The sequence below is a fragment of the Actinosynnema sp. NPDC091369 genome (genome assembly GCF_044757065.1).
In the GTDB taxonomy this organism is placed as follows: Bacteria; Actinomycetota; Actinomycetes; order Mycobacteriales; family Pseudonocardiaceae; genus Actinosynnema.
This window is the reverse complement of the sequence record NZ_JBIVUG010000001.1, coordinates 652,196-678,346: the sequence shown is the minus strand read 5'-3', so window position 1 is coordinate 678,346 and position 26,151 is coordinate 652,196. Positions and strand designations below refer to the sequence as shown.

The 26,151-nt window shown below is 71.7% G+C and carries 22 protein-coding genes and 1 tRNA gene; 8 read left to right on the top strand and 15 right to left on the bottom strand.

Annotated features, from left to right (window positions below; all coding sequences use genetic code 11):
- The first annotated feature begins 133 nt into the window (after positions 1-133).
- The 4 genes from ACIQMJ_RS03275 to ACIQMJ_RS03260 all read left to right on the top strand — a co-directional run bounded on the left by ACIQMJ_RS03275 (position 134) and on the right by ACIQMJ_RS03260 (position 3,988).
- The gene (locus tag ACIQMJ_RS03275) at positions 134-1,234 is read left to right on the top strand and encodes an ABC transporter ATP-binding protein (RefSeq protein WP_499759374.1); all 1,101 of its coding nucleotides are present in this window, start codon (positions 134-136) and stop codon (positions 1,232-1,234) included.
- 161 nt (positions 1,235-1,395) lie between these two features.
- Positions 1,396-2,343, top strand: coding sequence for a metal ABC transporter solute-binding protein, Zn/Mn family (locus ACIQMJ_RS03270; RefSeq protein WP_499759373.1), 948 nt, complete (start codon positions 1,396-1,398; stop codon positions 2,341-2,343).
- Positions 2,340-3,158 carry a metal ABC transporter ATP-binding protein gene (locus ACIQMJ_RS03265; protein WP_499759372.1) on the top strand — a complete coding sequence of 273 codons (819 nt, stop codon included), beginning with the start codon at positions 2,340-2,342 and terminating at the stop codon, positions 3,156-3,158. The genes ACIQMJ_RS03270 and ACIQMJ_RS03265 overlap by 4 nt, the downstream gene beginning before the upstream one ends.
- Positions 3,158-3,988 (top strand): metal ABC transporter permease, encoded by an 831-nt coding sequence (locus ACIQMJ_RS03260; protein ID WP_499759371.1) that lies wholly within the window; start codon positions 3,158-3,160, stop codon positions 3,986-3,988. Before ACIQMJ_RS03265 ends, ACIQMJ_RS03260 begins: the two co-directional genes overlap by 1 nt.
- Positions 3,989-4,260: 272 nt before the next feature.
- On the opposite strand, the gene ACIQMJ_RS03255 is transcribed toward ACIQMJ_RS03260, so the two are convergent.
- The 4 genes from ACIQMJ_RS03255 to ACIQMJ_RS03240 all read right to left on the bottom strand — a co-directional run bounded on the left by ACIQMJ_RS03255 (position 4,261) and on the right by ACIQMJ_RS03240 (position 9,511).
- Positions 4,261-5,676, bottom strand: a complete 1,416-nt coding sequence (locus tag ACIQMJ_RS03255) for a GGDEF domain-containing protein (protein WP_499759370.1) — start codon at positions 5,674-5,676, stop codon at positions 4,261-4,263.
- Between the two features lie 293 nt (positions 5,677-5,969).
- On the bottom strand, positions 5,970-7,193 hold the full coding sequence (locus ACIQMJ_RS03250) for an MFS transporter (RefSeq protein ID WP_499759369.1): 1,224 nt from the start codon (positions 7,191-7,193) through the stop codon (positions 5,970-5,972).
- Between the two features lie 361 nt (positions 7,194-7,554).
- A complete protein-coding gene (locus ACIQMJ_RS03245; RefSeq protein WP_499759368.1) occupies positions 7,555-8,976 on the bottom strand; it encodes an MBOAT family O-acyltransferase in 1,422 nt (473 codons plus the stop codon).
- Positions 8,977-9,067: 91 nt separating this feature from the next.
- Positions 9,068-9,511, bottom strand: coding sequence for a MarR family winged helix-turn-helix transcriptional regulator (locus ACIQMJ_RS03240; RefSeq protein WP_499759367.1), 444 nt, complete (start codon positions 9,509-9,511; stop codon positions 9,068-9,070).
- Between the two features lie 88 nt (positions 9,512-9,599).
- Here ACIQMJ_RS03240 and ACIQMJ_RS03235 point away from each other — a divergent pair, with 88 nt between their 5' ends.
- Positions 9,600-10,013 (top strand): nuclear transport factor 2 family protein, encoded by a 414-nt coding sequence (locus ACIQMJ_RS03235; RefSeq protein ID WP_499759366.1) that lies wholly within the window; start codon positions 9,600-9,602, stop codon positions 10,011-10,013.
- 300 nt (positions 10,014-10,313) lie between these two features.
- Here ACIQMJ_RS03235 and rlmB read toward each other — a convergent pair whose 3' ends face one another.
- The 7 genes from rlmB to ACIQMJ_RS03200 form a co-directional block, all read right to left on the bottom strand.
- The gene (gene rlmB, locus ACIQMJ_RS03230) at positions 10,314-11,282 is read right to left on the bottom strand and encodes a 23S rRNA (guanosine(2251)-2'-O)-methyltransferase RlmB (protein WP_499759365.1); all 969 of its coding nucleotides are present in this window, start codon (positions 11,280-11,282) and stop codon (positions 10,314-10,316) included.
- 4 nt (positions 11,283-11,286) lie between these two features.
- On the bottom strand, positions 11,287-12,678 hold the full coding sequence (gene cysS, locus ACIQMJ_RS03225; RefSeq protein ID WP_499759364.1) for a cysteine--tRNA ligase: 1,392 nt from the start codon (positions 12,676-12,678) through the stop codon (positions 11,287-11,289).
- A 45-nt stretch (positions 12,679-12,723) separates the two neighbouring features.
- A complete protein-coding gene (locus ACIQMJ_RS03220) occupies positions 12,724-13,335 on the bottom strand; it encodes an HAD family hydrolase (protein ID WP_499759363.1) in 612 nt (203 codons plus the stop codon).
- Between the two features lie 121 nt (positions 13,336-13,456).
- Entirely contained in the window at positions 13,457-13,852 is a 396-nt protein-coding gene (locus ACIQMJ_RS03215; protein WP_499759362.1) for a PPOX class F420-dependent oxidoreductase, read from the bottom strand.
- Between the two features lie 5 nt (positions 13,853-13,857).
- Positions 13,858-14,331 carry a 2-C-methyl-D-erythritol 2,4-cyclodiphosphate synthase gene (gene ispF / locus ACIQMJ_RS03210; protein ID WP_499759361.1) on the bottom strand — a complete coding sequence of 158 codons (474 nt, stop codon included), beginning with the start codon at positions 14,329-14,331 and terminating at the stop codon, positions 13,858-13,860.
- On the bottom strand, positions 14,328-15,035 hold the full coding sequence (ispD, locus tag ACIQMJ_RS03205; RefSeq protein ID WP_499759360.1) for a 2-C-methyl-D-erythritol 4-phosphate cytidylyltransferase: 708 nt from the start codon (positions 15,033-15,035) through the stop codon (positions 14,328-14,330). Before ispD ends, ispF begins: the two co-directional genes overlap by 4 nt.
- Before the next feature lie 32 nt (positions 15,036-15,067).
- Positions 15,068-15,556, bottom strand: coding sequence for a CarD family transcriptional regulator (locus ACIQMJ_RS03200; RefSeq protein WP_012782996.1), 489 nt, complete (start codon positions 15,554-15,556; stop codon positions 15,068-15,070).
- A 302-nt stretch (positions 15,557-15,858) separates the two neighbouring features.
- Here ACIQMJ_RS03200 and ACIQMJ_RS03195 point away from each other — a divergent pair, with 302 nt between their 5' ends.
- Positions 15,859-16,647, top strand: a complete 789-nt coding sequence (locus ACIQMJ_RS03195) for a copper chaperone PCu(A)C domain-containing protein (RefSeq protein ID WP_499759359.1) — start codon at positions 15,859-15,861, stop codon at positions 16,645-16,647.
- 123 nt (positions 16,648-16,770) lie between these two features.
- On the top strand, positions 16,771-18,135 hold the full coding sequence (gene radA / locus ACIQMJ_RS03190) for a DNA repair protein RadA (RefSeq protein WP_499759358.1): 1,365 nt from the start codon (positions 16,771-16,773) through the stop codon (positions 18,133-18,135).
- 49 nt (positions 18,136-18,184) lie between these two features.
- Here the strand turns inward: radA and otsB are convergent, their stop codons facing one another.
- From otsB to ACIQMJ_RS03175, 3 genes are all read right to left on the bottom strand, one after another.
- Positions 18,185-20,719 (bottom strand): trehalose-phosphatase, encoded by a 2,535-nt coding sequence (gene otsB, locus ACIQMJ_RS03185; RefSeq protein ID WP_499759357.1) that lies wholly within the window; start codon positions 20,717-20,719, stop codon positions 18,185-18,187.
- Between the two features lie 66 nt (positions 20,720-20,785).
- Entirely contained in the window at positions 20,786-22,210 is a 1,425-nt protein-coding gene (locus ACIQMJ_RS03180; RefSeq protein ID WP_387483967.1) for an alpha,alpha-trehalose-phosphate synthase (UDP-forming), read from the bottom strand.
- A 155-nt stretch (positions 22,211-22,365) separates the two neighbouring features.
- Positions 22,366-23,703, bottom strand: coding sequence for a threonine/serine exporter family protein (locus tag ACIQMJ_RS03175; RefSeq protein ID WP_499759356.1), 1,338 nt, complete (start codon positions 23,701-23,703; stop codon positions 22,366-22,368).
- Positions 23,704-23,983: 280 nt separating this feature from the next.
- On the opposite strand from ACIQMJ_RS03175, the gene ACIQMJ_RS03170 reads away from it, so the two are divergent.
- A tRNA-Thr gene (locus ACIQMJ_RS03170) sits at positions 23,984-24,059 on the top strand.
- 137 nt (positions 24,060-24,196) lie between these two features.
- On the opposite strand, the gene ACIQMJ_RS03165 is transcribed toward ACIQMJ_RS03170, so the two are convergent.
- Positions 24,197-25,783, bottom strand: coding sequence for a vWA domain-containing protein (locus ACIQMJ_RS03165; protein WP_499759355.1), 1,587 nt, complete (start codon positions 25,781-25,783; stop codon positions 24,197-24,199).
- Between the last annotated feature and the right edge of the window lie 368 nt (positions 25,784-26,151).

Genomic DNA, 26,151 nt, shown 5'->3' with positions numbered 1-26,151 from the left:
CTCCCGCGGCGGCCGGGTCAGCTCGTCCGGGCCAGGGGCTGAACCGATGCGGAACTAGACCAATCCACCCGTTCCCGTAAGCGCTTGCAATCCCTAGCGTTGCGGCAAAGCTTGGTAGTGAAAGGTGCGTGGCATGGCTGAGGTCGCCTACGTCAAGGCTTCGCGGATCTTCTCCGGCAACCCGCCGGTCCGCGCGGTCGACGAGCTGTCGTTGGACGTCGCCGACGGCGAGTTCCTGGTCCTGGTCGGTCCGTCCGGCTCCGGCAAGTCCACCGCGCTGCGGATGCTCGCGGGTCTGGAGGACGTGGACGAGGGCGCGATCCACATCGGCGGCAAGGACGTCACCAACGTGCCGCCCAAGGGCCGCGACATCGCGATGGTGTTCCAGTCCTACGCGCTCTACCCGCACATGACGGTCGCGGAGAACATGGGCTTCGCGCTCAAGCTGCGCGGCGTCAACAAGACCGAGATCCGGGAGAAGGTCGCCGAGGCGGCCAAGATGCTGGACCTCGAGAAGTACCTCGACCGCAAGCCGAAGGCGCTGTCGGGCGGTCAGCGCCAGCGCGTCGCGATGGGCCGCGCGATCGTCCGCGAGCCCTCCGTGTTCCTCATGGACGAGCCGCTGTCGAACCTGGACGCGAAGCTGCGCGTGGAGACCCGCGCGAACATCGCCGCCCTCCAGGCGCGGCTGGGCACCACCACGATCTACGTCACGCACGACCAGGTCGAGGCCATGACCATGGGCCACCGGGTCGCCGTGCTCAAGGACGGCCTGCTCCAGCAGTGCGACACCCCGCGCGCGCTGTACGACAAGCCGGCCAACGCGTTCGTCGCGGGCTTCATGGGCTCGCCCGCCATGAACCTCAAGACCGTGCCGCTGACGGCCGAGGGCGCGAAGCTCGACGGCATCGTGGTGCCGCTGGAGCGCCGCGCGCTGGACAAGGCCGCGGGTGAGGGCCTGTCCGAGGTCACGTTCGGCATCCGGCCGGAGTCGCTGGCGCTGGTCAGCTCCTCCGAGCAGGGCATGGACATGACCGTCGAGCTGGTCGAGGAGCTGGGCGCGGACGCGCTCATGCACGGCTCGGTCCGCATCGGCGGTGTGCCGGAGCGGTTCGTGGTCCGCGTCGACGGCCGCACGCCGCCCACCCTGGGCCAGACGGTCAAGGTCGCCGTGCGCGACGCCGGCGAGGTCCACCTGTTCCACCCCGAGTCGGGCCACCGCCTGACCGACTGACGACCCGCGCACCCAGAGGGGCCACCTCCCGTCCGTGGGGAGGTGGCCCCTCTGGTGTGTGAAAACACCCGGTCGGTGGACATGTCCGTGGCGGAGCGTTCTAAACTGAACTCGACAACGGTTTCCATTGCCTGTGCGTCCGCCTGTCGAGGAGTGTTCTGATGACCGTCCGCAACGTGTTGCTCGGCGCGGTTGCCGCCGCGACCGCCGTCGTCCTCACCGCCTGCGGTGCCCAGGACACCCCGGCCGCCAACGGCGACGGCAAGATCAAGGTCGTCGCCTCCACCAACGTGTGGGGCAGCGTCGTCGAGGCCGTCGGCGGCGACGCGGTGCAGGTCAGCGCCATCATCGCCGACCCGTCCGGCGACCCGCACTCCTACGAGAGCAAGCCGTCGGACCTGGCCGCGGTCCGCGACGCGAAGCTGGTGATCTTCAACGGCGGCGGCTACGACGACTTCTTCGCCACCCTGCTCGGCCCCGAGACCGAGGGGGCCAAGAAGATCGAGGCGTTCCCGCTGTCCGGCAAGGCGTCCGAGCACGAGGAGCCGGAGCCCTCCGCCGAGCCGGAGGGCGAGGAGCACCACGACCACTCCGTGAACGAGCACGTCTGGTACGACTTCGGCACCGTGCGCAAGGTCGCCGACCAGGCCGCCACCGACCTCGGCGCGATCGCGCCGGACAAGAAGGCGACGTTCGAGGCGAACGCCAGGGACTTCACCACCAAGCTGACCGAGTTGGAGCAGCGCGTCGAGGGCAAGGGAGCGGGCAGGAAGGTGCTGGCCACCGAGCCCGTGGCGCACTACCTGCTGGACACCGCGGGCGTCGAGGACGTCACGCCCGAGTCGTTCAGCGAGGCCGTGGAGAACGAGACCGACATCCCCGCCGCCGCGCTCGCCGAGGTCACCCGGCTCGTCGAGCAGAAGCAGGTCACCGCGCTGGTCAACAACGCGCAGACCGAGAACGCGGGCACCAAGCAGGTGGTCGACCAGGCCAGGGCCGCGGGCGTGCCGGTCGCCGAGGTGACCGAGACGCTGCCCGAGGGCGTCACGGGTTACCTTGAGTGGATGACGAAGCAGGTGGACTCGCTGGTGGGAGCGCTGGGCGCATGACGGCGCAGGTGGCGGACAGGTCCACGCGCGCGGCCGTGGCGCTGCGCGGCGCGCGGCTGTCCTACGGCGACCGCGTGCTGTGGGACGGGCTGGACCTGGACGTCGCCCCCGGCGAGTTCGTGGCCGTGCTCGGACCCAACGGTTCGGGCAAGACCAGCCTCATCCGGGTGCTGCTGGGCCTGCAACCGCTGTCCTCGGGCACGGTGCGCGTCGCGGGCGGCAACCGGCGCATCGGCTACATCCCGCAGCAGCGGGCGATCGACTCCAGCCTCGTGCTGCGCGGCCGCGACCTGGTCGGGTTCGGCCTGGACGGGCACCGCTGGGGCGTCGGCTGGCGCGACCGGCGCGAACGCCGGGCCAGGGTGGACGTGGCCCTGGAGGCCGTCGGAGCGACGAGGTACGCCGACGAGCCGGTCGGCCTGCTCTCCGGCGGCGAGCAGCAGCGGCTGCGGGTGGCGCAGGCCCTGGTCGGCGACCCCGAGGTGATGCTGTGCGACGAGCCGCTGCTCTCGCTCGACCTGCACCACCAGCGCGTGGTCAGCGACCTGATCGACGCCCGCCGCCGGACCGCGGGCACGGCCGTGCTGTTCGTGACCCACGAGATCAACCCGATCCTGCCGCTGGTCGACCGGGTGCTGTACCTGGTCGACGGCCGGTTCCGGATCGGCACGCCCGCCGAGGTGATGACCTCGCGGACGCTCACCGAGCTGTACCGCACGAACGTCGAGGTGGTCCGCGTGCGCGACCAGATCCACGTGGTCGGCGCGCAGCACGTGTGCGAGGACGAGCCGCACCACGTGGCGGATGAGGGCTGATGGAGAACTTCTTCGACGTCGGGCAGACGATCGACCTGCTGCGCTACGTCCAGCCGATGCTGATCGCGGGCGCGGTGCTCGGGCTGGTGGCCGGGCTGCTCGGCCCGCTCGTGGTGACCCGCAAGATGGCGTTCGCCGTGCACGGCACGAGCGAGCTGGCGTTCACCGGTGGCGCGGCGGCCCTGCTGGTCGGCATCGGCGTCGGGTACGGCGCGCTGGCCGGCTCGGTCATCGCCGCGCTGCTGCTGGGGCTGCTGAGCAGGCGTGACGCGGACCGGGACTCGGTGATCGGCGCGATCCTCGCGTTCGGCCTGGGGCTGGGCGTGCTGTTCCTGGCCCTCTACAAGGGGCGCGCGGCGAACAAGTTCGGCCTGCTGACCGGGCAGGTGGTGAGCGTCGGGTCGACCGACCTGTGGCTGCTGATCGGCTCGTCGGTCGCGGTGCTGGCGGTGCTGGCGTTCATCTACCGGCCGCTGCACTTCGCCAGCGTGGACGCGGCCGTGGCCACGGCGCGCGGCGTGCCGGTGCGGACGTTGTCGGTGGTGTTCGCGGTGCTGGTGGGCGTGGCGACGGCGTTGAGCGTGCAGCTGGTGGGCGCGCTGCTGGTGCTGTCGCTGATGATCACGCCCGCGGCGGCGGCGACGAGGGTCACCGCGAGCCCGGTGCGGGCCACCGTGCTGGCCGTGGTGTTCGCCGAGGTGTCGGTGCTGGGCGGGATGGTGCTGTCGCTCGCGCCCGGCATGCCGGTGAGCGCGTTCGTGACGGCGGTGTCGTTCCTGATCTACCTGGTCTGCCGGCTGATGAGCGGCAAGCGGGAAAGAGTGCACTGACACGTTTGGAACCCGCCGAGAGTGGGTATGCGTCGCGTAGGGGGCACCAAAGGCCCGGTCGCGGGACGCGGGCCGCGCGGAGACGACGGGCCGCCATGCGCAGCACGAGGACCACACCGGCCACCCACCGCAGTCGCGGTGGGACGCTCCAGCGCGCCCTCCGCCGCCGCTCCCGGGCGCGAGCCGCCCGATCGCGCCGCGCACGGGACGCCGACGACTTACGCCGTGCCGGGGTCCGAGCCGTCTCGGGCGGTCCGCGGGGTCGAGGGCGCTTAGGCCGTGCGCGTGGCTCCGGCGGCTTCCTGCTGCTCGGCCGCGCCCTCCGCGACCGGCTGGTCGACCCGCGGCGCGGGCAGCAGCCGGATCTCGCCACCGGCGACCCGCACCTGGTTGCGCCCGTTCTCCTTGGCCGCGTAGAGCGCCGCGTCCGCGCAGTGCTGGGCGTCCTGGAGGCATTCGCCGTTGTCCGGCAGCACGGCCACGCCGATGGACGCCGAAATGGCGCGCACCTCCGGCCCGTCCGGCGTCAGCGGCAGGTTGCGCCCGCGCAGCGTCACCGTGTTGCGGTGCTTGTCGGTGGTCACCACGGACATCTCGCCGATCGCCTCGCGCACCCGCTCCGCGATGGCCGTGCCCTGCGCCAGGCCCGTGTCGGCGAGCACCACGACGAACTCCTCGCCGCCGTCGCGCCCGGCCACGTCGCCCGGCCGCAGCTTCTCCCGCAGGATGCGGCCCACCTCGGCCAGCACGGCGTTGCCCGCCGGGTGGCCCCAGGTGTCGTTGATCCGCTTGAAGTGGTCCAGGTCGATGGCCAGCACGGTCACCGGCTGCCCGTCGTGGCGGCACCGGTCGGTGAGCCGGCCCGCGTACTCGGCCAGGCCGTTGGTGTTGAGCAGCCCGGTCCGGTAGTCGGTGTGCGCGTCCTCGGCCAGCCGCGCCTGCAACTGCTCCTGCTCGCGCAGCAGCCGCTCGAGGTGCGCCCGCCGCTGCGCCGCGTGGTAGAGCAGCGCGTTCACCAGGATCACCGGGAACACCAGCAGCAGCGGGCCCACCCAGTGCGTGGTCATGAGCATGCCGAGCATGGCGCCCGCGCCGAGCGTGCTCAGCTCCAGCATGTTGTCCGCCCGCGAGCCCAGGAACTCCTGGATGCGGGTGTGCGGCGTGACGATCTTCAGCGCGATCGCGATGTTCATGCCCTGCGCGCCCCAGTTGACCACCCCGGCCACGATGAGCACGAGCACGAGGCCCAGGTCGGTCGGGATGCTGCCGGTCGCCAGCAGCGACGTCCCGGACAGGTGCACGACTGCCCAGGCCAGCATGGTGCCGCCGAGGATGCTCGCGGAGCTGAACACGAACCGGTACGGCTGCCGTCGCGCGATCGGCTGGATCAGGATGCGCATCCAGACCGTCGCCAGCACGGCCAGCGCGCCCGGCAGGGCGATCGCGGCGGCGAACGTCCAGACCGACGTCAGGTCGATGTGCGGGCCGGCGGACTCGTTGCGGCGCGACTCTTCGGCCCGCCGAACGATCATGAGGTGCACGGTGATGGCGAACATCACCGCGCCGAATCGCAGCCAGTCCGCGTCGGAGACCGAGTCGAGCCCGGTGAGCAGCCAAATGGCGGCAGCCGCTACGGCCGATTCGATGAAGAAGAAGTACACCAGGGCGGCCGGTCGCAACGTCCACACATCCCAGTTGCGAATCGAGGGCCGGCCGACTGCCGCAGAGACCTCCTGGTCAGTCAAACTGTTCTTCACCACGACCCCCTACCCTCTGCCCGGCGCCGCGTGGCGAACGCCGTTCGCAGCGGCACGTCCGTGCCCGAGATGCGCACTGAGGAGGTGTTCGCCATGCGCAACCGCGACATGTGAGCCGCTCCCTCCATCCCGGACCGAATGTTCACCGTACGTGCCCGCGGGCTAGCGGGCCGCAGCCGAGGGGTCCTTCATGTTTGACAATCGCGATATGTGATGGGTCCGTTTCAGATCGCCACCGCCTTCGGATCGTTCCGGGTGCGGGCCCGTCGCCAGGCTACGGTCGCCTGGGTGGCGAGCAGTAGCCCGATGCCGCCTGCACCCGCGATGGTCGCGGTCACCGAGCCGATCGAGTGGGCCACGACACCGGCCAGCGCCATGCCGCCGCCCTGCGACGAGCGCAGAGCGGCACGGCCGATGCCGTACGCCCGACCGCGGTAGGCGTCCGGCAGGATGCGCATCCACGCCGAGCGTGCGGGCGTGTGGTACGCGCCGGCCATCCCGGCGATCACCAGCAGTGCGATGGTCCAGGTCAGGTTCGGGTTCAGCGCGAACATGACCAGAGGGGCCAGGGACAGTATGGCGAGCGGGCCGATCAGCCGCTCGCGCTTCGCGGGATCGCGCACCACCCGGAACAGCACGGCCACGCCGAGGACGTTGGCGGCGGGCTCGATGGCCAGGATCAGGCCGACGGCCCACACCGCGTCCAGACTCGCCGCCAGGGGCACGGCGAGTCCCTCCGGGACCATGGCGAGGCCGGCCAGCAGGCGCATGCCCATCAGGCTGCGCAGCCGGGGTTCGGTGACCAGGAGCGTGAACGCGCCCTTGGGACCTTCGGGGTCCCGATTCGTGCCGCGCGGGTCGGCCGCGGGCCGGTGCTTGACCGACAGCTGCACCAGGACCGCCACCCACACGAACGTGGCCGCGTCGATGGCGAGCGCGACGTTGGCGCTGGTGTTGGTGACCAGGAAGCCCGCGGCGGCGAGGCCGACCATCTGGGCGACGTCCACCGACGTGCCGAACAGGGCCACGCCGTCGTCGTAGCGCTTGTCCGGCAGCACGTGCGGCAGGCTCGCCTCCTGGGCGGCCAGGAACGGCGACGAGATCATCAGCACGACGACCAGCAGCACGATCATCAGCCACAGCGGCGCGCCGGGGATGGCCATGAGGCCCACCAGGGCGGCCTGGAGCCACGCGCACCACACCATCACCGTGCGGCGGGGGAACCGGTCCGCCAGCCAGCCGAGCAGCGGCCCGGAGACCAGCGGCGGGAACAGCGTCAACGACCACGTCAGGGCGGTCCACGCGGGCGACTGGGTGCGCTCGAACACCAGCAGCGAGAGCGCCACCGCCGCGAGCTGGTCGCCCGCGGTGGACACCGTCGAGCCGATCCACATGCCGCGGAACTCGCGGTTGCCCACGAGCGCGCGGACGGTCCCCCCGGAAGTCACAACTCCCCCAGGTTGGTCGGCCCCGATGAGTGAGTCACGTTACCCCCACCCGAAGTAACAATTCCCTCGGTTAGCACGGTAGAAGCTGCCGGATGTGCAATCTCTGTCCTACCACACTGTGTACCCGAACGGAGCAGGTCGGTTACATAAAGTAGTTACAACGGCGAAAAACCGGCCACTTATTCTTGACAGTTGACGGTAGGTGACACGGCGTGAGCAATCCTCGCCTACCCTACGTCGACCGCGCGCCCCAAAGGGCACCGCGCGGCTGGTCCGACCGGGTCAGCGCGTTCCTGCGGTCGCCGACCCGCGGCCACGCCGGTCGGCGCGTCAATTGTGGAACGTGACCCGCGTTCGATCTTCAGAACTGGTAGTACAGGAACGGGCTGAAGGTGCCGCTCGCCACCAGGATCGCCGCGTACCCGACACCGATGGTCATCAGCGAGATCCGGGCCGCGGTGGCGATCTTGGCGCGGGAGGCTTCCAGGTAGGGGCCGCTCACCGGGTGATCGGGCATTGCGACGATCGCCAGCGCCAGCACGAGCAGCACAATGCGCTGATTGGTCGCCGCGGCGGCCACCGTTTCAGTCAATCCGCTGAAATCCGGCAACAGCAAGTGGCCGATGATTGTGAACGCCGTACCGAGGTCGGCGGACCGGAAGAACACCCAGCCGATTACCACCAGCAGCATCGTCAGGGCGCGCCGGGCAATTCGGGTACGCGTAGTGACCGGCGCCGAATCCCAGCCGAAACGGCGCTCCAGCACGAGCAGCCCGCCGTGGAACAAACCCCACACCAGGAACGTCCAGTTGGCCCCGTGCCAGAAACCGGTGAGCACGAAAACGATCGACAGGTTCCGGTAGGTCTGGAGCACACCGCCGCGGTTGCCGCCGAGCGGGATGTAGACGTAGTCGCGGAACCAGCGCGACAGCGACATGTGCCAGCGGCGCCAGAACTCGGTGATGGTCACCGACGAGTACGGCCGGGCGAAGTTCTCCGGCAGCCGGAAGCCCAGCATGCGGCCGAGGCCGATGGCCATGTCGGAGTAGCCGGAGAAGTCGAAGTAGAGCTGGAGCGTGTAGCCGATCGCGCCGAGCCAGGCGATGGACGTCGTCATCTGGTCGGCCGGGGTGGCGAAGCAGGCGTCGACCAGCGGCGCGATCGAGTCGGCGATGATCACCTTCTTGCACAACCCGAGCGCGAACCGGGGGAAGCCCGCCGCGATGTCGTCCCAGCGGTGCATGCGCGGCTGCGGCAGCTGGTCGGCGATCTCCCGGAACCGCACGATCGGACCGGCCACGAGCTGCGGGAACATCGCGATGTAGGTGACGAACGCGACCGGTTCGCGCAGCGCGGGCCGCTCGCCGCGGTAGACGTCGACCACGTACGAGATGTGGTGGAACGTGTAGAACGAGATGCCGATGGGCAGCGCGAGCTCCACCACCGGCAGGTCCGCGCCGACGACGGCGGCGATGTCGTGCAGCTGCTGGGTGGCGAACCCCGCGTACTTCCAGATCACCAGCACGGTCAGGTTGAGCGCGATCGTGCCCACCAGGACCAGCCTGCGGTCGCCCGGCGCGCCCGGCTCCAGCCGCCGCCCGGCCAGATAGTTGCCCACCATGCAGGCCAGCAGCAGCAGCGTCGTGCCGCCCGCGCCGGAGACGTAGAACAGCAGGCTCGCCACGGCGACCACGCCGTTGCGCCGGTTCCTGGGCGTGACGAGGACGGTCGCGAGCACGACCGGCAGGAAGAACCACAGGAACAGCAGGCTGGCGAAGGACATCGCCGCAGACCTTATCCGCCGATCACCCGCCGCCGGACGGGATCACCGACAAACCGCTCCACCTCACACCCGCGGTCGGTCGGGCGGGTCGTCACCGCGGTTCGTGGTGGGTGAGAACGGTTCCGAGCAGGCGGGTGAGCGTCCGCCGGTCGTCGGCCGACAGCGGTCCGAGCAGGTCGTCCTGGACCTGGTCGAGAACGCCGTCCATTCGCCGCAGCTGGTCGAGGCCGCTCGCGGTGATCGTCACGCGGTTGCGGCGGCCGTGGTCGGGGTCGGGCCCGCGCTCGACGTGGCCGAGCTCGACCAGGCCGTTGACCGCCGCCACCACGTCGCTGCGGTCGACCCGGCACCGGCGGCCGAGCTGCGCCTGGCTCGCGGGGCCGAACTCGTGCAGCGCGGCCAGGATCCGGTAGTGGTAGCCGCGCGCCCCCGAGGCGGTGAAGCCGTCGGACACCAGCCGGCGGGCGTGCACGGCGAGCTGGGTGATCAGCCAGCTCGGCTTCGTCACCAGGCGCTGCGGCGGGGTCTCGTCCACGGCGGTCACTGTAACGGTGTTGGTGTCACCAACGCTCTGCGCTAGTGTTGGTCTCACCAACATTGAACCTGCCACCACGGGAGTCGCCATGCCCACCGCCCTCGACGTCGCCGACCGCATCGAAATCGCCGACCTGTTCGCCCGCCTGGCCAACCTGCTGGACGAGGGCCGCCACGACGACGTGCCCACCGTCTACACCGACGACGCCGTGGCCCGCTCACCGCGGGCCGAGCTGCGGGGGCGCGAGGAGCTGGCCGCGTTCCTCGAGTCGAGCTGGGTCGAGGGGGAGCACACCCAGCACGTGCACGGGGACGTGCTGGTGCGGGGCGACGGCGAGCGGGCCGAGGCCACGGCGAACCAGCTCGTCCACTTCTACCGCGACGGCGCGCCGCCCCACCGGTCGAGCGGCCTGCGCGTCGCGTGCACCGCGGTGCGGACGGGGGAGGGGTGGCGGTTCAGCGAGATGCGCGTGACGCTCGCCTGGACGACGCACGCCCTGTGAAGGGCCGGGCCGCGCTCGGCCCGCCGGTCGCCCTCAACCCGCCGCCGCCAGTCGCTTACGCGCCGCTGCCGCCGGTCGCCCACAGGACGTCGCCGCGGGTCGCCTACGTGCCGCTGCCGCAGGTTGTCCACAGGCCGAGGCCGCCGTCCGTCCATAGGACGCCGCCATCCGTCCGCAGACCGCTGGTTGTCCACAGCTCGCCCGCAGCCACCCGGAATTGTCGGTGCCCCCTGGCACAATCACAGCAGGGGTCCCCTTGGCGGGGACCCCTGCGGAGCGAGAGCGGTAGTGGGCGGCGGGTCAGCCGCGGATGTCCAGGCGACGGCGGCGGGCCACCTCGGCCAGCACGACGCCCGCGGCGACGGAGGCGTTCAGCGACTCCACGCCCGCGGCCATCGGGATCGACACCGTCTGGTCGCACGTCTCCTTCACCAGGCGCGACAGGCCGCGGCCCTCCGAGCCGACCACGACCACCAGCGGGCCGGTGGCCAGGTCGAGGCCGTCCACGTCCACGTCGCCGTCCGCGTCCAAGCCGATGATCATCAGCCCGGCCTCGGCCCACTCCTTGAGCTGGCGGGTCAGGTTCGTGGCCACCGCGATCGGCATCCGCGCCGCCGTGCCCGCGCTGGTCCGCCACGCCACCGCGGTGATCCCCGCCGAACGGCGCTGCGGCAGCACGATCCCGTGCGCGCCGAACGCCGCCGCCGACCGCACCACCGCGCCGAGGTTGCGCGGGTCGGTCACCCCGTCCAGCGCCACCAGCAGCGGCGGCGTCCCGGACTGGTTCGCGATCTTGAGCAGCTCGCGCGGCTCGGCGTACTCGTAGGGCGGCACCTGGAGGCCGAGGCCCTGGTGCATCGCGCCGCCGGTGATCCGGTCCAGCTCACCGCGCTGCACCTCCAGCACCGAGATGCCGCGGGTGGCCGCCAGCTGCACCGCCTCGGCGACCCGGTCGTCCGCGTCGATGCCCAGCGCCACGTACAGCGCCGTCGCCGGGATGCCCGCTCGCAGGCACTCGACCACCGGGTTGCGCCCGGCGACCGTCTCCGGCCCGTTCTCGGCGGCCTTGCGCCGCTGCGAGCGGACCTGCTCGGCCTTCGCCGCGGCGTTCGCGCGCTTGTACGCGGGGTGGTTCGGCCGCTCGGACGCCTTGGGCGTCGGGCCCTTGCCCTGCAAGCCCTTCGACTTCTGCCCGCCGGAACCGACGACCGCGCCCTTCTTGGAGCCGGGGTTGCGCATGGCGCCCCGGCGCTTGGAGTTACCAGCCACGAGCTCAGTCGTCCTTCAACGTCCACAACGGACCGTCGGGGGTGTCCTCGACGGCGATACCGGCCAGCAGCAGGTGATCGCGCAGCGCGTCCGCGCGCGCGAAGTCCCTGTCCTTGCGGGCCTGCGACCGCTCTTCCAGCAGCCTGTCCACCAGCACGCCCAGCGCGTGCCTGCCCGCGCCGCCCGCGGCGGCGTCGTGCCACTGCGGCGACAGCGGGTCCAACCCGAGCACGCCGGTCATCGCCCGCACCGACGCGGCGGCCTCCCGCGCGCCCGCGTCGTCACCGGACTCCAGGGCGGTGTTGCCCTCGCGCAGCCGCTTGTGGATCGCGGCCAACGCGCCGGGCGTGCCCATGTCGTCGTCCATCGACGCGACGAACGCGGGCGACAGCTCGCCCTCCGCGCCGACCTCGCCGGTGCGCTCGACCACGCGCCGCAGGAACGACTCGATGCGCCGGTAGGCCGACACCGACTCGTCCAGCGCCTCGGGCGAGTACTCGATCGCCGACCGGTAGTGCGGCCCGACCAGGTAGTACCGCAGCTCGGGGGCGCGGACCCGTTCCAGCATCGCCGGGATCGACACCGTGTTGCCCAGCGACTTCGACATCTTCTCGCCGCTGAGCGTCACCCACGCGTTGTGCATCCAGTACCGGGCGAACCCGTCACCCGCCGCTCGCGACTGCGCCTGCTCGTTCTCGTGGTGCGGGAAGATCAGGTCGATGCCGCCGCCGTGGATGTCGAACGTCCCGCCCAGGTACGCGGTCGCCATCGCCGAGCACTCCAGGTGCCAGCCCGGCCGGCCCGGACCCCACGGCGTCGGCCACGACGGCTCGCCCGGCTTCGCCGCCTTCCACAGCGTGAAGTCGCGCGCGTCGCGCTTGCCGGTCGCGGCGGACTCGCCCTGGTGCACCTCGTCCAGCTTCTGCCCGGACAGCTCCCCGTACTCGGGGAACGACGTCACCGAGAAGTACACGTCGCCGTCGGAGGCGTACGCGTGCCCCTTCTCGATCAGCCGGTCCATCAGCTCGACCATCTGCGTGACGTGGCCCGTGGCGCGCGGCGAGTACGACGCGGGCAGGCAGCCCAGCGCGTCGTAGGCCGCGTCGAACGCCCGCTCGTGCTGGTAGGCCCACTCCCACCACTGCGCGCCGTGCTCGGTCGCCTTGGCGAGGATCTTGTCGTCGACGTCCGTGACGTTGCGCACCAGCCGCACGGTCGAGCCGTCCCGGCCCAGCCAGCGCCGCAGCACGTCGAAGTTCAGGCCGCTGCGCACGTGGCCGATGTGCGGAACGCCCTGCACCGTGGCCCCGCACACGTAGATCGACGCCGTTCCGCTGACCTGCGGGACGAACTCCCGCATGGACCGGGTCGCGGTGTCGAACAGGTGGAGGCTCACGTGAAGATGGTACGGGCGGTGACCGGACGGGGTTGAATCGCCCGGTCAGATGTGCTTGCGCAGGACCTGCAGCAGAGCGTCCGGCCGGTTGTGCGTCGGGAGCGGCTCGACGATCTCGACCCGGCACCCGATCGCCGCCGCGCCGCCGTCGGCCTCCGCGCTGTCGCCGATCATGAGCGCCTCGCTCGGGTGCACGCCCAGGCGGTCGCAGGCGATGCGGAACAGCTTCGGGTCGGGCTTCGCGAAGCCCTCCCGGTAGGACAGGACGAATTCGTCCACCCGGTTCTCGACGCCGTGACGTGCGAAGACCGCGGAGATGTCCCAGGCGATGTTGCTGACCACCGCGGTCGGCACCTCGGTGCCCAGCGCCTGCGCGGTGTCCGGGTAGGGCTGCCAGAACGGCGGGCTGCACAGGTCGGCGTAGAACCGCGCCGGGTCCTTCGCGCCCGCCTTCGCCAGCACGGCGAGGTGCATCTCGCGGTGCGCGTCGGGGTCGAGGTCGCGGCGCTCCCACTGCTCGGGGTCGACGTCCAGGCCCTCGGCGACGCCGACCGGCGCGGTGAGCGCGCGCATCAGCTCGGCGTGGGCGGCCAGCGAGTCGTGCTCCAAGCGGAACAGGGTGCCGGAGAAGTCGAAGAGCACGGCGCGGATCGTCACATAACGCACGTTACGGGATTCGAACATCGGAGGTCTCGGGAATCCCGCAGACCGAGAGCAGCCTCACGGTGCTCGATCGCCGCTGCTCCGCGGCCGGCGGGCTCCGGGAGGGGGCGGGGTGCTAGGCGGCGTTGCCGGTGACCTTGGTCGGGGTCAGGCGCAGCACGACGCGGACGCGGCCGGGCTGGTCGGCCGGGAAGTCCTCGCCCGTGTACTTGTGCGACAGGGAGTTCGCCAGGGCGCGGCCGGTGTCCTCGGTGATCGTCACGGTGCCGCGGATCTCCGCGTAGACCTCCGGGTCGGCGCCGCTCCACACGCTCGCGCTGGCCCGCGGGTCCCGGCGGAGGTTGCGCTCCTTCGCGCGGTCGCGCAGCGTCGAGAACAGCAGGTCGTCGCCGTCGCGGGCCACCCACACCACCGATGTCTGCGGGCTGCCGTCCGGGTTCAGCGTGGCCAGGACGCAGTAGTTCCGCTCGTCGACCAGGGCGCGCGTGGCCGCGCTGAGGGTGACCGCCATGCGGCTCAGGCTAGCGGGACGACCAGCGCCGTCGCCACGGCGGCGATGCCCTCGCCGCGCCCGGTCAGGCCGAGGCCGTCGGTGGTCGTGCCGCTGACCGACACCGGGCCGCCGACCGCCGCCGACAGCACCTCCTGCGCCTCGTCGCGGCGCTTGCCGATCTTGGGCGCGTTGCCGATGACCTGCACCGCGGCGTTGCCGACCCGGTAACCGGCCTGCTCGACCAGCCGCCGCACCTCGGCCAGGAACTCCACGCCGTGCCGACCGGACCAGCGCGGGTCGCTCGTGCCGAACACCGCGCCCAGGTCGCCCAGGCCCGCGGCGGACAGCAGCGCGTCGCACAGCGCGTGCGCGGCCACGTCGCCGTCCGAGTGCCCGGCGCAGCCGTCCGCGTCGTCCCAGCGCAGGCCCGCCAACCAGCACTCGCGGCCCGCTTCGACCTGGTGGACGTCCGTGCCGATGCCCACCCTGGGGATCACGGTGCTCCTCCGCCGACCAGCAGCGCCTCGGCCACCGCCAGGTCGAACTTCGTGGTGATCTTCATGGCGTCGGGGTGACCCGGCACCGTGACGACCGGCACACCGAGCCGTTCGACCAGGCCCGCGTCGTCCGTCGCGCCCAGACCGGCCCGCCGGGCGGCGTCGTGCGCGCGCAGCAGCACGGCCGCGTCGAAGCCCTGAGGTGTCTGCACGACCCGCAGCGCCGCGCGGTCCGGTGTGGCGACCACCACGCCGTCGGCGTCGACCTGCTTGACCGTGTCGGCGACCGGCAGCACCGGGATGACGGCCGGGTGACCTGCGGCGACGGCGTCCACCACGGCCTTGACCACGGCCGGCGGGGTGAACGCGCGGGCCGCGTCGTGGACGAGCACGATCGAAGTGTCGCCGATCTCACGCAAGGCGTACGTCAGGGCCAAGCGCACCGAGTCCGACCGCTCGGCGCCCCCGGCCACGACGTGCACCGCCCCGTCGGCTGGGGCCAACGGGGCGGTGACGGTACTCACAACGTCCACATCGGACGGCGGTGCGGCGATCACGACGTGCCGCACGCAGCCCGAGTCGATCAGGCCGCGCACCGCACGCACGAGCAGCGGAACGCCGTCGACCGGCACGAGCGCCTTGGGCATGCCATAACCCAACCGCTCACCCCGGCCCGCCGCGGGCACGAGCGCGACCACACCCATGTTCGCGGTTTCCGGTTTGTCGGGTGGAACGATCAGGACGCGGTAGCCAGGACCTCGTCGAGGAGGACCTCAGCCTTGTCCTCGTCGGTGCCCTCGGCCAGCGCCAGTTCGCTAACCAGTATCTGTCGAGCCTTCGCCAGCATCCGCTTCTCACCAGCGGACAGACCGCGATCCTTCTCGCGCCGCCAGAGGTCGCGCACCACTTCGGCCACCTTGTTCACGTCACCGGACGCGAGCTTCTCGAGGTTGGCCTTGTACCGCCGGGACCAGTTGGTCGGCTCCTCCGTGTGGGGAGCACGCAAGACCTCGAAGACCTTGTCAAGACCCTCCTGGCCGACGACGTCACGAACGCCCACGATCTCGGCGTTGTCGGCGGGGACGCGAACCGTGAGGTCGCCCTGGGCAACCTTGAGGACGAGGTACTTCTTCTCCTCGCCCTTGATCACACGGGTCTCGATTGCTTCGATGAGAGCGGCACCGTGGTGCGGGTAGACGACGGTCTCTCCGACCTTGAAAACCATGTGTCCTCTGCCCCTTTCGCTAACCCCATCCTAACACGCCGAGCAATCCCCTCTTCGGCCCGTTGAGATCAGTTAGCGCTGGTCAGGGCCGCGTGGGGGGTTGACAAACCACCCGGTCGCATGCAACGCCCGAGGTCGATCTTGCTCCACTGTGGACGTGCGTGACGGGCTCCCGGGGTGGTGTGGGGCACCACGTGCCGCAGGTCCCGGTGCGCCCCGTTAGGCTCCTGGACTGGTGGTCGGACCCGTTACTACCGGGTACGACCCGCCTCGTCAGCACACCGGGAAGGATCCGAGCAGCCGTGGGTCGCGCACTCCAGAAGTCCCCAGCGCCGCGCCGCCTGGCCGTCGTGGCCGCCCTGGCGACGGGCCTCGGCTTGGCCGCCGCAGGTTGCAGCGCAGGTCAGGTCACGCAGACGGACACGCAGGTGGCCGCCGTCAACGGGGCCAGCGGGCAGGTGGGAGATGTGGCCGTCCGCGACGCGCAGTTCCTGTTCCCGGTGGCGCACGGCTCCTACGAGCAGGGTGACGACGCCCCGATCATCGTCGTGATCGCCAACAACGGGACCGAGGCGGACACGCTGATCGGCGTGACCAGCGAGGGCTCGGCCCCCGCCGAGATCACCGGCGACTCGCGGCTGGAGCCCGCGTCGGTGATCATCGCCGGGGCGGACCAGGACGACGCGGGCAGCCACGCGACGACGACCACCAAGGCGACGTCGTCCTCCTCGCCGTCGGGCTCCCACGCGCCGTCCGACTCGCACTCGCCGTCGGACTCGCACTCCCCGACGACCACCACCACGCCGTCCGGTTCGGGCACGGCCACCACGACCACGGGTTCGGTCACGCCGACCTCGGGCAGCGGCACGTCCATCTCGGCCCCGCCCACGACCGGCACGAAGCTGCCGTCGTCGGTCGACCCGACGGAGCCGGGCAAGGTGCAGATCGTGCTGAAGGGCCTGAAGAAGCCGCTGCGGCCGGGTCAGACGATCCGCGTCACGTTCCTGTTCGAGAAGGCCGGCGAGCTGACCCTGGACCTGCCGATCGGCGCCACGCCGGAGCCGCGCCAGGACGCTCCCTCGGAGCACTGAGCTCTCCCGCACCACCACGCACGCGACGCAGGGGTCCCCTCCCGGGGGACCCCTGTTTTTCATTCTGCCGGCGGGCACCGACAGTCCGGGGCGTTGTCGGGGGCGCCGGATAGCCTCCGGGGCGTGGCGAAGACAGCACGGGTGGCCAAGCCGACGTACCGGTGCGCCGAGTGCGGGCACGAGGTGGCGAAGTGGGTCGGGCGGTGCCCGGAGTGCCAGGCTTGGGGCACGGTGGAGGAGCGGGGGGTGTCGGCCGCGCCGCGCTTCCTCGCCGGCGCGCCGAGCAGCGAGGCGCGGCCCATCGCGCAGGTCGACATCGAGTCCGCGCGGGCCGTGTCGACCGGCGTCCTCGAACTGGACCGGGTCCTCGGCGGCGGCCTCGTGCCGGGCGCGGTGGTGCTGCTGGCCGGTGAGCCGGGGGTCGGGAAGTCGACGCTGCTGCTGGAGGTCGCCCACCAGTGGGCGCTCTCGGTCGGCCGCTGCCTCTACGTCACCGGCGAGGAGTCGGCGGGGCAGGTGCGGTTGCGGGCGGACCGGACCGGGAACCTGCACGACGAGATCTTCCTGGCGGCCGAGAGCGACATCTCCGCCGTCCTCGGCCAGGTGGACGCCGTCAAGCCGAGCATGCTCATCGTGGACTCGGTGCAGACCATGTCCTCGCCCGCGGTGGACGGGGCGCCGGGCGGGGTCAGCCAGGTCCGGGCCGTCACCGCGGGCCTGATCGCGGTGGCCAAGGAGCGCGGGCTGCCGGTCGTGCTGGTGGGTCACGTCACCAAGGAGGGCTCGGTCGCCGGGCCGCGGGTGCTGGAGCACCTGGTGGACGTGGTGCTCCAGTTCGAGGGCGACCGGCACTCGACGCTGCGCCTGCTGCGCGGCGTGAAGAACCGGTTCGGGCCGGCCGACGAGGTCGGCTGCTTCGAGCTGCGCGACGACGGCATCGCGGGCGTGCCCGACCCGTCCGGCCTGTTCCTGCACCGCCGCGACCAGGCCGTGTCCGGCACCGCCGTCACGGTCGTCGTGGAGGGCAAGCGGCCCATGCTGGGCGAGGTGCAGGCGCTGGTCACGCCGACCGCGCTGCCCGCGCCGCGGCGCGCGGTGAGCGGCCTGGACTCGGCCCGCCTGGCCATGGTCCTCGCGGTGCTGGAGAAGCGCGGCAAGGTCGGCCTGGGCAACAAGGACGTGTTCACCGCCACCGTGGGCGGCATGCGGCTGGTCGAGCCCGCGGTGGACCTGGCGGTGGCGCTGGCGGTCGCCTCGGCGGCCACCGACCTGCCCCTGCCGCACGACCTCGTCGTGGTCGGCGAGGTCGGCCTCTCCGGCGAGCTGCGCCGCGTCGGCGCTGTCGGCCGCCGGCTCACCGAGGCCGCGCGGCTCGGCTTCACCAAGGCCCTGGTGCCGCCGGACGCCGGTCCGCTGCCGCAGGGCACGCGGGCGCTCGTCGCCCACGACCTGCACGAAGCCCTGAACCTGCTCAAGCTCCGGAAATAGCGGAACCGGCGCCCCCGGGACGCGGGGACGCCGGTTCCGCCACGAGCACTTACCGGCCGGCCGCCAGCAGCTGGGCGCAGCGGATCAGGCCCAGGTGGCTGTAAGCCTGCGGGTGGTTGCCCAGGGAGCGCTCCGCGATCGGGTCGTACTCCTCGGGCAGCAGACCGGTCGGCCCGGCCGCGTCCACCATCTGCGCGAACAGCTCCTCGGCCTCGGTGCGCCGCCCGGTGAGCAGGTAGGACTCGATCATCCACGCCGCGCACAGGTGGAAGCCGCCCTCGTCGCCCGGCAGGCCGTCGTCACGCCGGTACCGGTACACCGTGGACCCGGACCGCAGCTCGGCCTCGATCGCGGTCACGGTGGCCTGGAACCGGTCGTCGGTCGGGTCGATCAGCCCCGACAGCCCGACGTGCAACGACGCCGCGTCCAGGTCGTCGCCGTCGTAGGCGGTGGTGAACGACTGCGCCTCCTCGCTCCACCCGTGCTTGAGCACGTCGTTGGAGATGGTGTCGCGCAGCACCGGCCACGACGGGTCGATCTCCCGCCCGTACGTCTCGGCCAGCTTCACCGCCCGGTCCAGCGTCACCCAGCACATGACCTTCGAGTACACGTGGTGGCGCGGCGCGTGCCGCTCCTCCCAGATGCCGTGGTCGGGCTCGTGCCAGCGGCGGGCGACCGCCTCGGCCATCGCCTGCACCATCGTCCAGTCCTTGTCGGTCAACGAGCCGCGCGCGGCGGCGAGCTGCACGACCAGGTCGACCACGGGGCCGAACACGTCCAGCTGCACCTGCTGGTTGGCCAGGTTGCCCACGCGCACCGGCCGCGACCCGGCGTAGCCGGGCAGCGTGTCGATGACGGCCTCGGCGCCCAGCATGGTGCCCTGAAGCGTGTAGAGCGGGTGCAGGCGCTCCGGGCCGGGCAGGGTCGACAGCACCCCGTGCACCCACCCCAGGAACGCCTCCGCCTCGCCGAGCGACCCGACCGACACCAGCGCCTGGGCGGTCAGCGCCGCGTCGCGCAGCCAGCAGTACCGGTAGTCCCAGTTGCGGATGCCGCCCAGCTCCTCGGGCAGCGAGGTGGTGGCGGCGGCCATGATCGCGCCGGTGTCGTGGTGCACCAGGCCCTTGAGCGTCAACGCCGACCGCAGCACCAGGTCCGACTCGACCGGGGGCAGCTTCAGCGTCGCGGCCCAGTCGGACCAGAACGCGCCGGCCCGCGCCCGCCGCTCCGGCTCGCCGAGCGTGGCCTCGGACAGGTCGTCCGTGCCGCAGCGCAGCTCCAGCAGGATCGGCGCGCCCTCGCGGGGCCGCACGACCGCCGTGGCGGTCTCCTGGATGCCGTCGGACGTGATCTGCCAGTCCACGCCGGGCGAGCGCAGCACCATCGGGTCCGACGTGCCGACGACGCGCAGGCCGTCGCGCTCGCGCAGCAGCCGCACCGGCACCTGGCCGAACTCCGGCCGCGGCGCGAACGTGATCACCGCGTTGGTGGAGCCGGAGATGCGCCGCACCAGGTCGGTGCGGTGCGAGGCCAGGTCGTGGTCGAGGTAGTCCGTGACCAGCAGCCGCGACCAGCGGGTCTCCACGATCATCGTGCCCGGCACGTACCGCTGGCCCAGGGGCAGCGAGCCGTGCTCCGGCTTGATCGAGAAGTGGCCCGCGGCGGGCCCGCCGAGCAGGTCGGCGAACACCGCCGCCGAGTCCGGCTCGGGGTGGCACAGCCAGTTCAGCCGGGCGTCCGGGGTCAGCAGCGCGACCGACCGCTCGTTGGCGAGCATGGTCAGCCGCTCGATCGGCACGGCCTGGTCGCCGTGCAGCCACGCCCGGCGTTCCTCCAGCAGGAACGCCAGCACGGTGGCCACGTCGAGGGTGTCGGCGACGGAGTACTCGGCCAGCGACTCGCCGTCGCCGACCTTGATGCCGACGTCCGGCCCGGACAGCCGGGCAAACGCTTTCTCATCGGTCACGTCGTCACCGACGAAGACGGCCGCGGTCGCCGACGCGCGGTGCCGCAGGACGTCCAGGGCGTGGCCCTTGTCCGTCTGCACCACGGCCAGTTCGATCACGGCCTTGCCCTCGGTGACCTGCACGCCGTCCCAGGTGGCCGGGCCGGTGCGCACGGCGTCCAGGACGCGCTCGCCCACGGCCGGGTCGGCGCGGCGGACGTGCACCGCGATGCTCGCGGGCTTCACCTCCAGGCCCACGCCCTCGTGGCCGGCGACGACGCCTTCCAACTCGGTTTCCAGGCGGCGGTGCAGCTGTTTCGCGTCGGCGTCCAGCGCGTGCACGAAACCGACGTCGAACTCGGATCCGTGCGAACCCACCAGGTGCACCTCGGACGGCAGCCGCGACAGGGTCGCCAGGTCGCGCAGCGCGCGCCCGGAGATCACCGCGGTCGTCGTCTCGTGCAGTCCGGCCAGGGAGCGCAGGGCGCCCACCGACTCGGGCAGCGGACGGGCGTCCTCTGGGTTGGCCACGATCGGAGCCAATGTCCCGTCGTAGTCGCAGGCGACCAGCAGGCGCGGTGTGCGTGCCAACTGCACGATCGCACGACGAAGTTCGGCGGGGAGGGCCTCGGCGGTCAACGCCCCTCCTCAATGCTCGGTGGGACAAGGTCGGTGAAAGAGATCTGAACTGATTCAGATCGGGAACTACGCGCCCAAGGCATCAAGAAACGATCGAGCCCATCGGTCGACGTCGTGCGTGAGGACTTGGCGGCGCAGCGCGCGCATCCTACGGCGACCTTCGGCCGGATCCAGCGTGAGGGCGGCTTCCAAGGCGTTCTTCACACCGTCCAGGTCGTGGGGGTTGACGAGGAACGCGCTCGTGAGTTCGGCCGCCGCGCCGGCGAACTCGGAGAGCACCAGCGCGCCGCCGAGGTCGTAGCGCGTGGCGACGTACTCCTTGCAGACGAGGTTCATCCCGTCACGCACCGGAGTCACCACCATGACGTCCGCAGCGGTCATGAACGCGGTCAGCTCGCGGCGGTTGACCGATTGGTGCAGGTAGTGGACCACGGGGTGGCCCACGGTGGAGAACTCGCCGTTGATCCGGCCGACCGCCTGCTCGATCTCGCCCCGCATCTGCTTGTAGTGCTCGACGCGCTCGCGGCTGGGCGTGGCGAGCTGCACCATGGTGACCTCGCCGGGGTCGACGCGGCCGTCGGCGAGCAGCTCGTGCAGCGCACGAAGGCGCACGTCGATGCCCTTGGTGTAGTCCAGGCGGTCCACGCCGAGCAGGATCTTCTTCGGATTCCCGAGGTCTTCGCGAATTTGCTTCGCGTGTTTTTGGACTTCTTTGTCACGCGCCAGGGCGTCGAGTCCCGCCGAGTCGATGGAGATCGGGAATGCCCCGACCCGAACCGTGCGGTCACCGACCTGGACGACACCGGGCCTCGTGCGCACGCCGACCGCGCCGCGGCTCGGCTCCAGGCCGACCAGCCGCCGCGCCAGCCACAGGAAGTTCTGCGCGCCGCCGGGCCGGTGGAAGCCGACCAGGTCCGCGCCGAGCAGGCCGCGGATGATCTCCGTGCGCCACGGCAGCTGCATGAACAGCTCCACCGGCGGGAACGGGATGTGCAGGAAGAAGCCGATGCGCAGGTCCGGGCGCAGCTCGCGCAGCATCGCGGGCACCAGCTGGAGCTGGTAGTCCTGCACCCACACCGTCGCGCCCTGGGCGGCGACCTTCGCGGTCACGTCGGCGAACCGCTGGTTCACCCGCACGTAGGCGTTCCACCAGCGCCGGTGGAAGGCGGGCGGGGCGACCACGTCGTGGTAGAGCGGCCACAGCGTGCCGTTGGAGAAGCCCTCGTAGTAGTCGGCGACCTCGGTGGCGCTCAGCGACACGGGGTGCAGCTGGAGGCCGTCCTCCTCGAACGCGTCCACCTCGGCGTCCGCGATGCCGGGCCAGCCCACCCACGCGCCGCTGTGCGTGCGCAGGAACGGCTCCAGGGCGGTGACCAGGCCGCCGGGGCTGTGCTTCCACCGCTGCGTGCCGTCGGGCAGGCGCTCCAGGTCAACCGGCAGGCGGTTGGCCACGACCAGGAAATCCGCGCCGTTCTCGCCAATGCTGCTCACCGGGTAGCGCCTCCTAAGGGATTCGTCTCGCCCACCGTCGAGGTTAGTGGGAACGCCCAGGTTGGATGCCCTGTCGTCACACCCGTCACACTGTGTTGACTTGACGAAAGAGCGTCAGGTGGGCGATCTCACGTGGAAACGCGGTGTTCAGGCGTTCACCGCCGGGAACGGGCCGCGAGCCGGCCGAGGCCGGTGCGGACGGGACGCCCCAAATGTTCACCCAGGACGACGCCGCTCGCGAGCGCGAGCGCCGTGCCCGCGGCCAGCACGAGGGTCGACAGGCCGGCCGCGTCACCCTCGGCGGTCAGCTGGTACAGGCCCCGGTAGGTGGTCCAGCCGGGCAGCAGCGGCACCATGCCGGCCACCGCGACCAGCAGCGGCGGCATGCGCAGCCGGCGGGAGACGATCTTGCCGCCGAAGCCGACCGCGGTGGCCGCGACCGCGGCGCACGCGATGGCGTTCGTGCCGGTCAGGGCGAGCAGCCCGTAGGTGGCCGTGCCCACCGCGCCCGCCGCCGCGGCCATCGGCAGCGCCCGGACCGGCGCGTAGCTGGCCAGCGCGAAGAACGCCGAGGTCGCCGCGCCGGCCGCGAACTGCATCGGCACGTCCGAGATCAGCGGCGGCAGCGGGTCGGAGACGCTGGTCCGCACGCCGAGCTGCACGCCGGCGCGCAGGGTCAGCGCGATGCCCGCGATGAGGCCCGCGGTGAGCAGCGCGACCTCCATCGTGCGGCCCGCGGCGGTGACGTTGTAGCCGGTGATGGCGTCCTGCACCGTGCCGACCAGCGACAACCCGGACAGCAGCACCACGATCCCGGTGGCGATCAGCAACGACGGCCGCACGGTCGGCAGCAGGTCCGTCGCGTACATCGCCACCGCCACCGACGTGGCCAGCGCGCCGCCCACCACCTGCTGGAAGAAGAACGGCAGCGAGCGCCGGTTGAGCACCCGCCCGACCCGGTCGATCAACGCCGTCACCAGCGCCGCCGTCGCCGCGAGCAGCGGGCCGCCGCCGACCAGGAACGCCACCGCGCCCGCCATGCCCGCCCACGCCACCGTGGCCACCCAACGGGGGTACGGGTGGTCGGCGCGGCTGATCCGCTCGATCTCCGCGGACGCGTCCTCGGCCGTGACGCCGTTGGCGGTGATCCGCCGGATCAGGTCCTCGACGGCCGCGAGCCGGGTGTAGTCGACGCTGCGCCCGTGCACCACGCGCATGGACGTCACCGGCGCGGCCTCCGTGCCGCGGTGGCAGGACGCGGTGATCGACGTGTAGATCACGTCCACCTCGGTGTGCGGCAGGCCGTACGCGGTCGTGACCGCCAGGACGGTGGCCGTCACGTCGGCCGCGCCCGCCCCGCCCGCCATCTGCGCATCGCCCACGCGCAGCGCCAGGTCGAGTACCAGGTGGACGGTCGAGTCGTCCGGAAGGGACGGTCCCTCCACGGGGCGTGCCCGCTCGGTGTCCTGCACCCGCCGGCGCCACAGCCGCACCCGGCGTCACCTCCCTCGCTCACCCCCGCCACGCCCGACCGTGTCACATTCGGGGCTGTGTCCCTCGCCACCCCTGGAAGAGGGACCTGGGCCAGGTGAGCCGATCACTGTCCGTTCAATACTGTTGAAGGCGCTGGCCAGGGGTTATGCGGGTGCCCAGGGCCACCCGGACGGTACCCGCGACCTCCGGATGGACCAACGCGGGGCCACCGTGAGCAGACCGTTCGCCGCAGGTGGCACCCCCTGCGGGCGCTTACGATGTTCCCGGCCTCCGGGCCGCGCCGGTGTAGCTCAATTGGCAGAGCACTCGCCTTGTAAGCGAAAGGTTGCGGGTTCAAGTCCCGCCACCGGCTCCATCCCATGCGATGTGACCTGGGGAAACCCGGGCTCGCGGTGATTTTTCATGATCATACCGGGTCGCTTCCCGGTCTTCTGCGACACCTGCGGAACGGGACGCGGCCCGTGCCTCGGGGAGCACGGGCCGCGTCGCGCGTCACTCCCGGTCGGTGATGACCCGGTAGGCCACGCCGCCGTGGTCCTCGCCCTCGACGAACTGGACGAGCGTGGTCAGGTAGTCACCCGGCGCCTCGGGCGTGAACGTCAGCTCCGCGGTGAACCGCTCACCCGGTTGCAGCGGCACGCCGAGCAGCGCCGACCGCTTCGAGTCGAACTGGAACGCGGTCTCGCCGACCTGCTTCACGCCCTCGGCCTGGCCGCCGCCGGCGCGCCAGCGCTCGAACAGGCGCGGCCCGAGGTCGATCACCACGGTGCCCGCCACCGGCTTCTCACCGGTCAGCACGAGGTCGGTCCTGGTCTCCCGGCCGGTCGCGTTGCCCAGGGTGAACCAGGACTTGACCGGCTCGAACACCTTGCCGCGCACGGTCTGCAGGTTCTTCCACGCGATGTTGTTGTTGTTCTTGGTGTTGAGCGCGGTGTTGGGCCCCTCGGCGAACGTCATCGGGTCCGTCGCCGACACCCAGCGCGCCAGCAGGCAGAAGTGGCCCGGCCCCGGGACGCTCGTCCACGGGATCTTCGCCACCGCGCCGCCCGTGGGCACCGACAGCGCCTGCTCGCCGATGTAGACCCAGTCGCCGTTGGTGGCGTTGTTCCACGTCGTGCCGCCGCCGGCGGGCGTGCGGTAGACCTTCAGCGTGCCGGTGCTCGTGGCGGAGGCGTTGTTCAGCTTCACGTGGATGAAGTTCGTCGCGCCGACCACCGGCTGGATGCCCGCGCAGTCCGCGAGGCTCGGGCAGACCTTGATGTCCGGGCTGTTCCACACCGTGCCGTTCGGGTTGGGCTCCGCGCCGGTGTCGGTCACCTGGTCGCGGATGACCACGTCGGTCTGCCGGCAGTCCGACAGGAGCTTGCGGATCGCGTCCGCCGTGCCCGCGCCGGTGGACGTCGTCTGCGTGGACACGCCGCCGGTCGTCGTGGCGTAGTTCTGCATGATCGGCGTGATCGTGGAGGTGTAGGCCGACGAGGTCGGCACGTACACGGGCGAGATCTTGATGCCCTTGCCGAGCGCGTCGTTCGCCCGCTGCGCGGCGTTGGTGACGTCGGCGGCGGTGTGCGCGTCGTCGAACCCGCCGGGCCGGGCGTCGGTCACGAGCACGACGAACTTCATCGCGTTCGACCGCCACGCGCCGGTGAAGTCGACGTTCTGCGGCCGACCGGCCGCGGGCAGGGTGTTCACGACGGTGTTCAGGGCTTCGTCGGACGCCTCCGGCTCACCGCCGCCCGCGCCCGCCGCGAGGGTGTTGGTGACGTAGTTCGTCACCGCCGCCGAGTTGCCGGGCGCGAAGTTGGCGTGCACGGTGACGTTGTCCTTGAACGTCACCAGGCCGAGCCGGTAGTCCCCGCCCGAGGCGGCGACCACGTCGGCGACGATGGCGTTGATGCCGGTCTTGAGGTTGGCGACGGCCCCGCCCATGCTGCCGGTGTCGTCGAGGACGAACGCGACGTCGAGGGGACCGCAGGGCGCGGCGGCGGGCGCGGCGACCGCCGGCGGGGTGAGCTGGACGACCGAGGCGGTGAGGGCGGCTACGGCTAACAGGGAGCCGCGTCTGAGTGAGGGACGCATCTGATCTCTTTCCGCTCGCACGTCCGGACGCAGGGGTCCGGGCGCTCGGACACCGATGTCCGGGCACACCTGGCGGATGATCGGGCGACCGGCCGAATACGGTCCGAAAAGACCAACTTCGTCCGCTTCCCGGCCCGGCAAACGGGGGCTGAGCGTGCCAAAACGGGGAGGTTGCCGACCACACCGCCGGTCGGCCCGGTCCCGTTCTCACCGGTACGGCCCGCCGGACGCGGCGTAACACCGCGCGGGCGGTCCGCGACAAGCCGGCACAGAGCCGCCACCGCCCCGGAGAACCGCCATGACGCAGCCTGGTCAACCGCCCGCATTAGCCACCGCTCCCGGCGTCGAGCCGGCACCCGTCCAGGCAG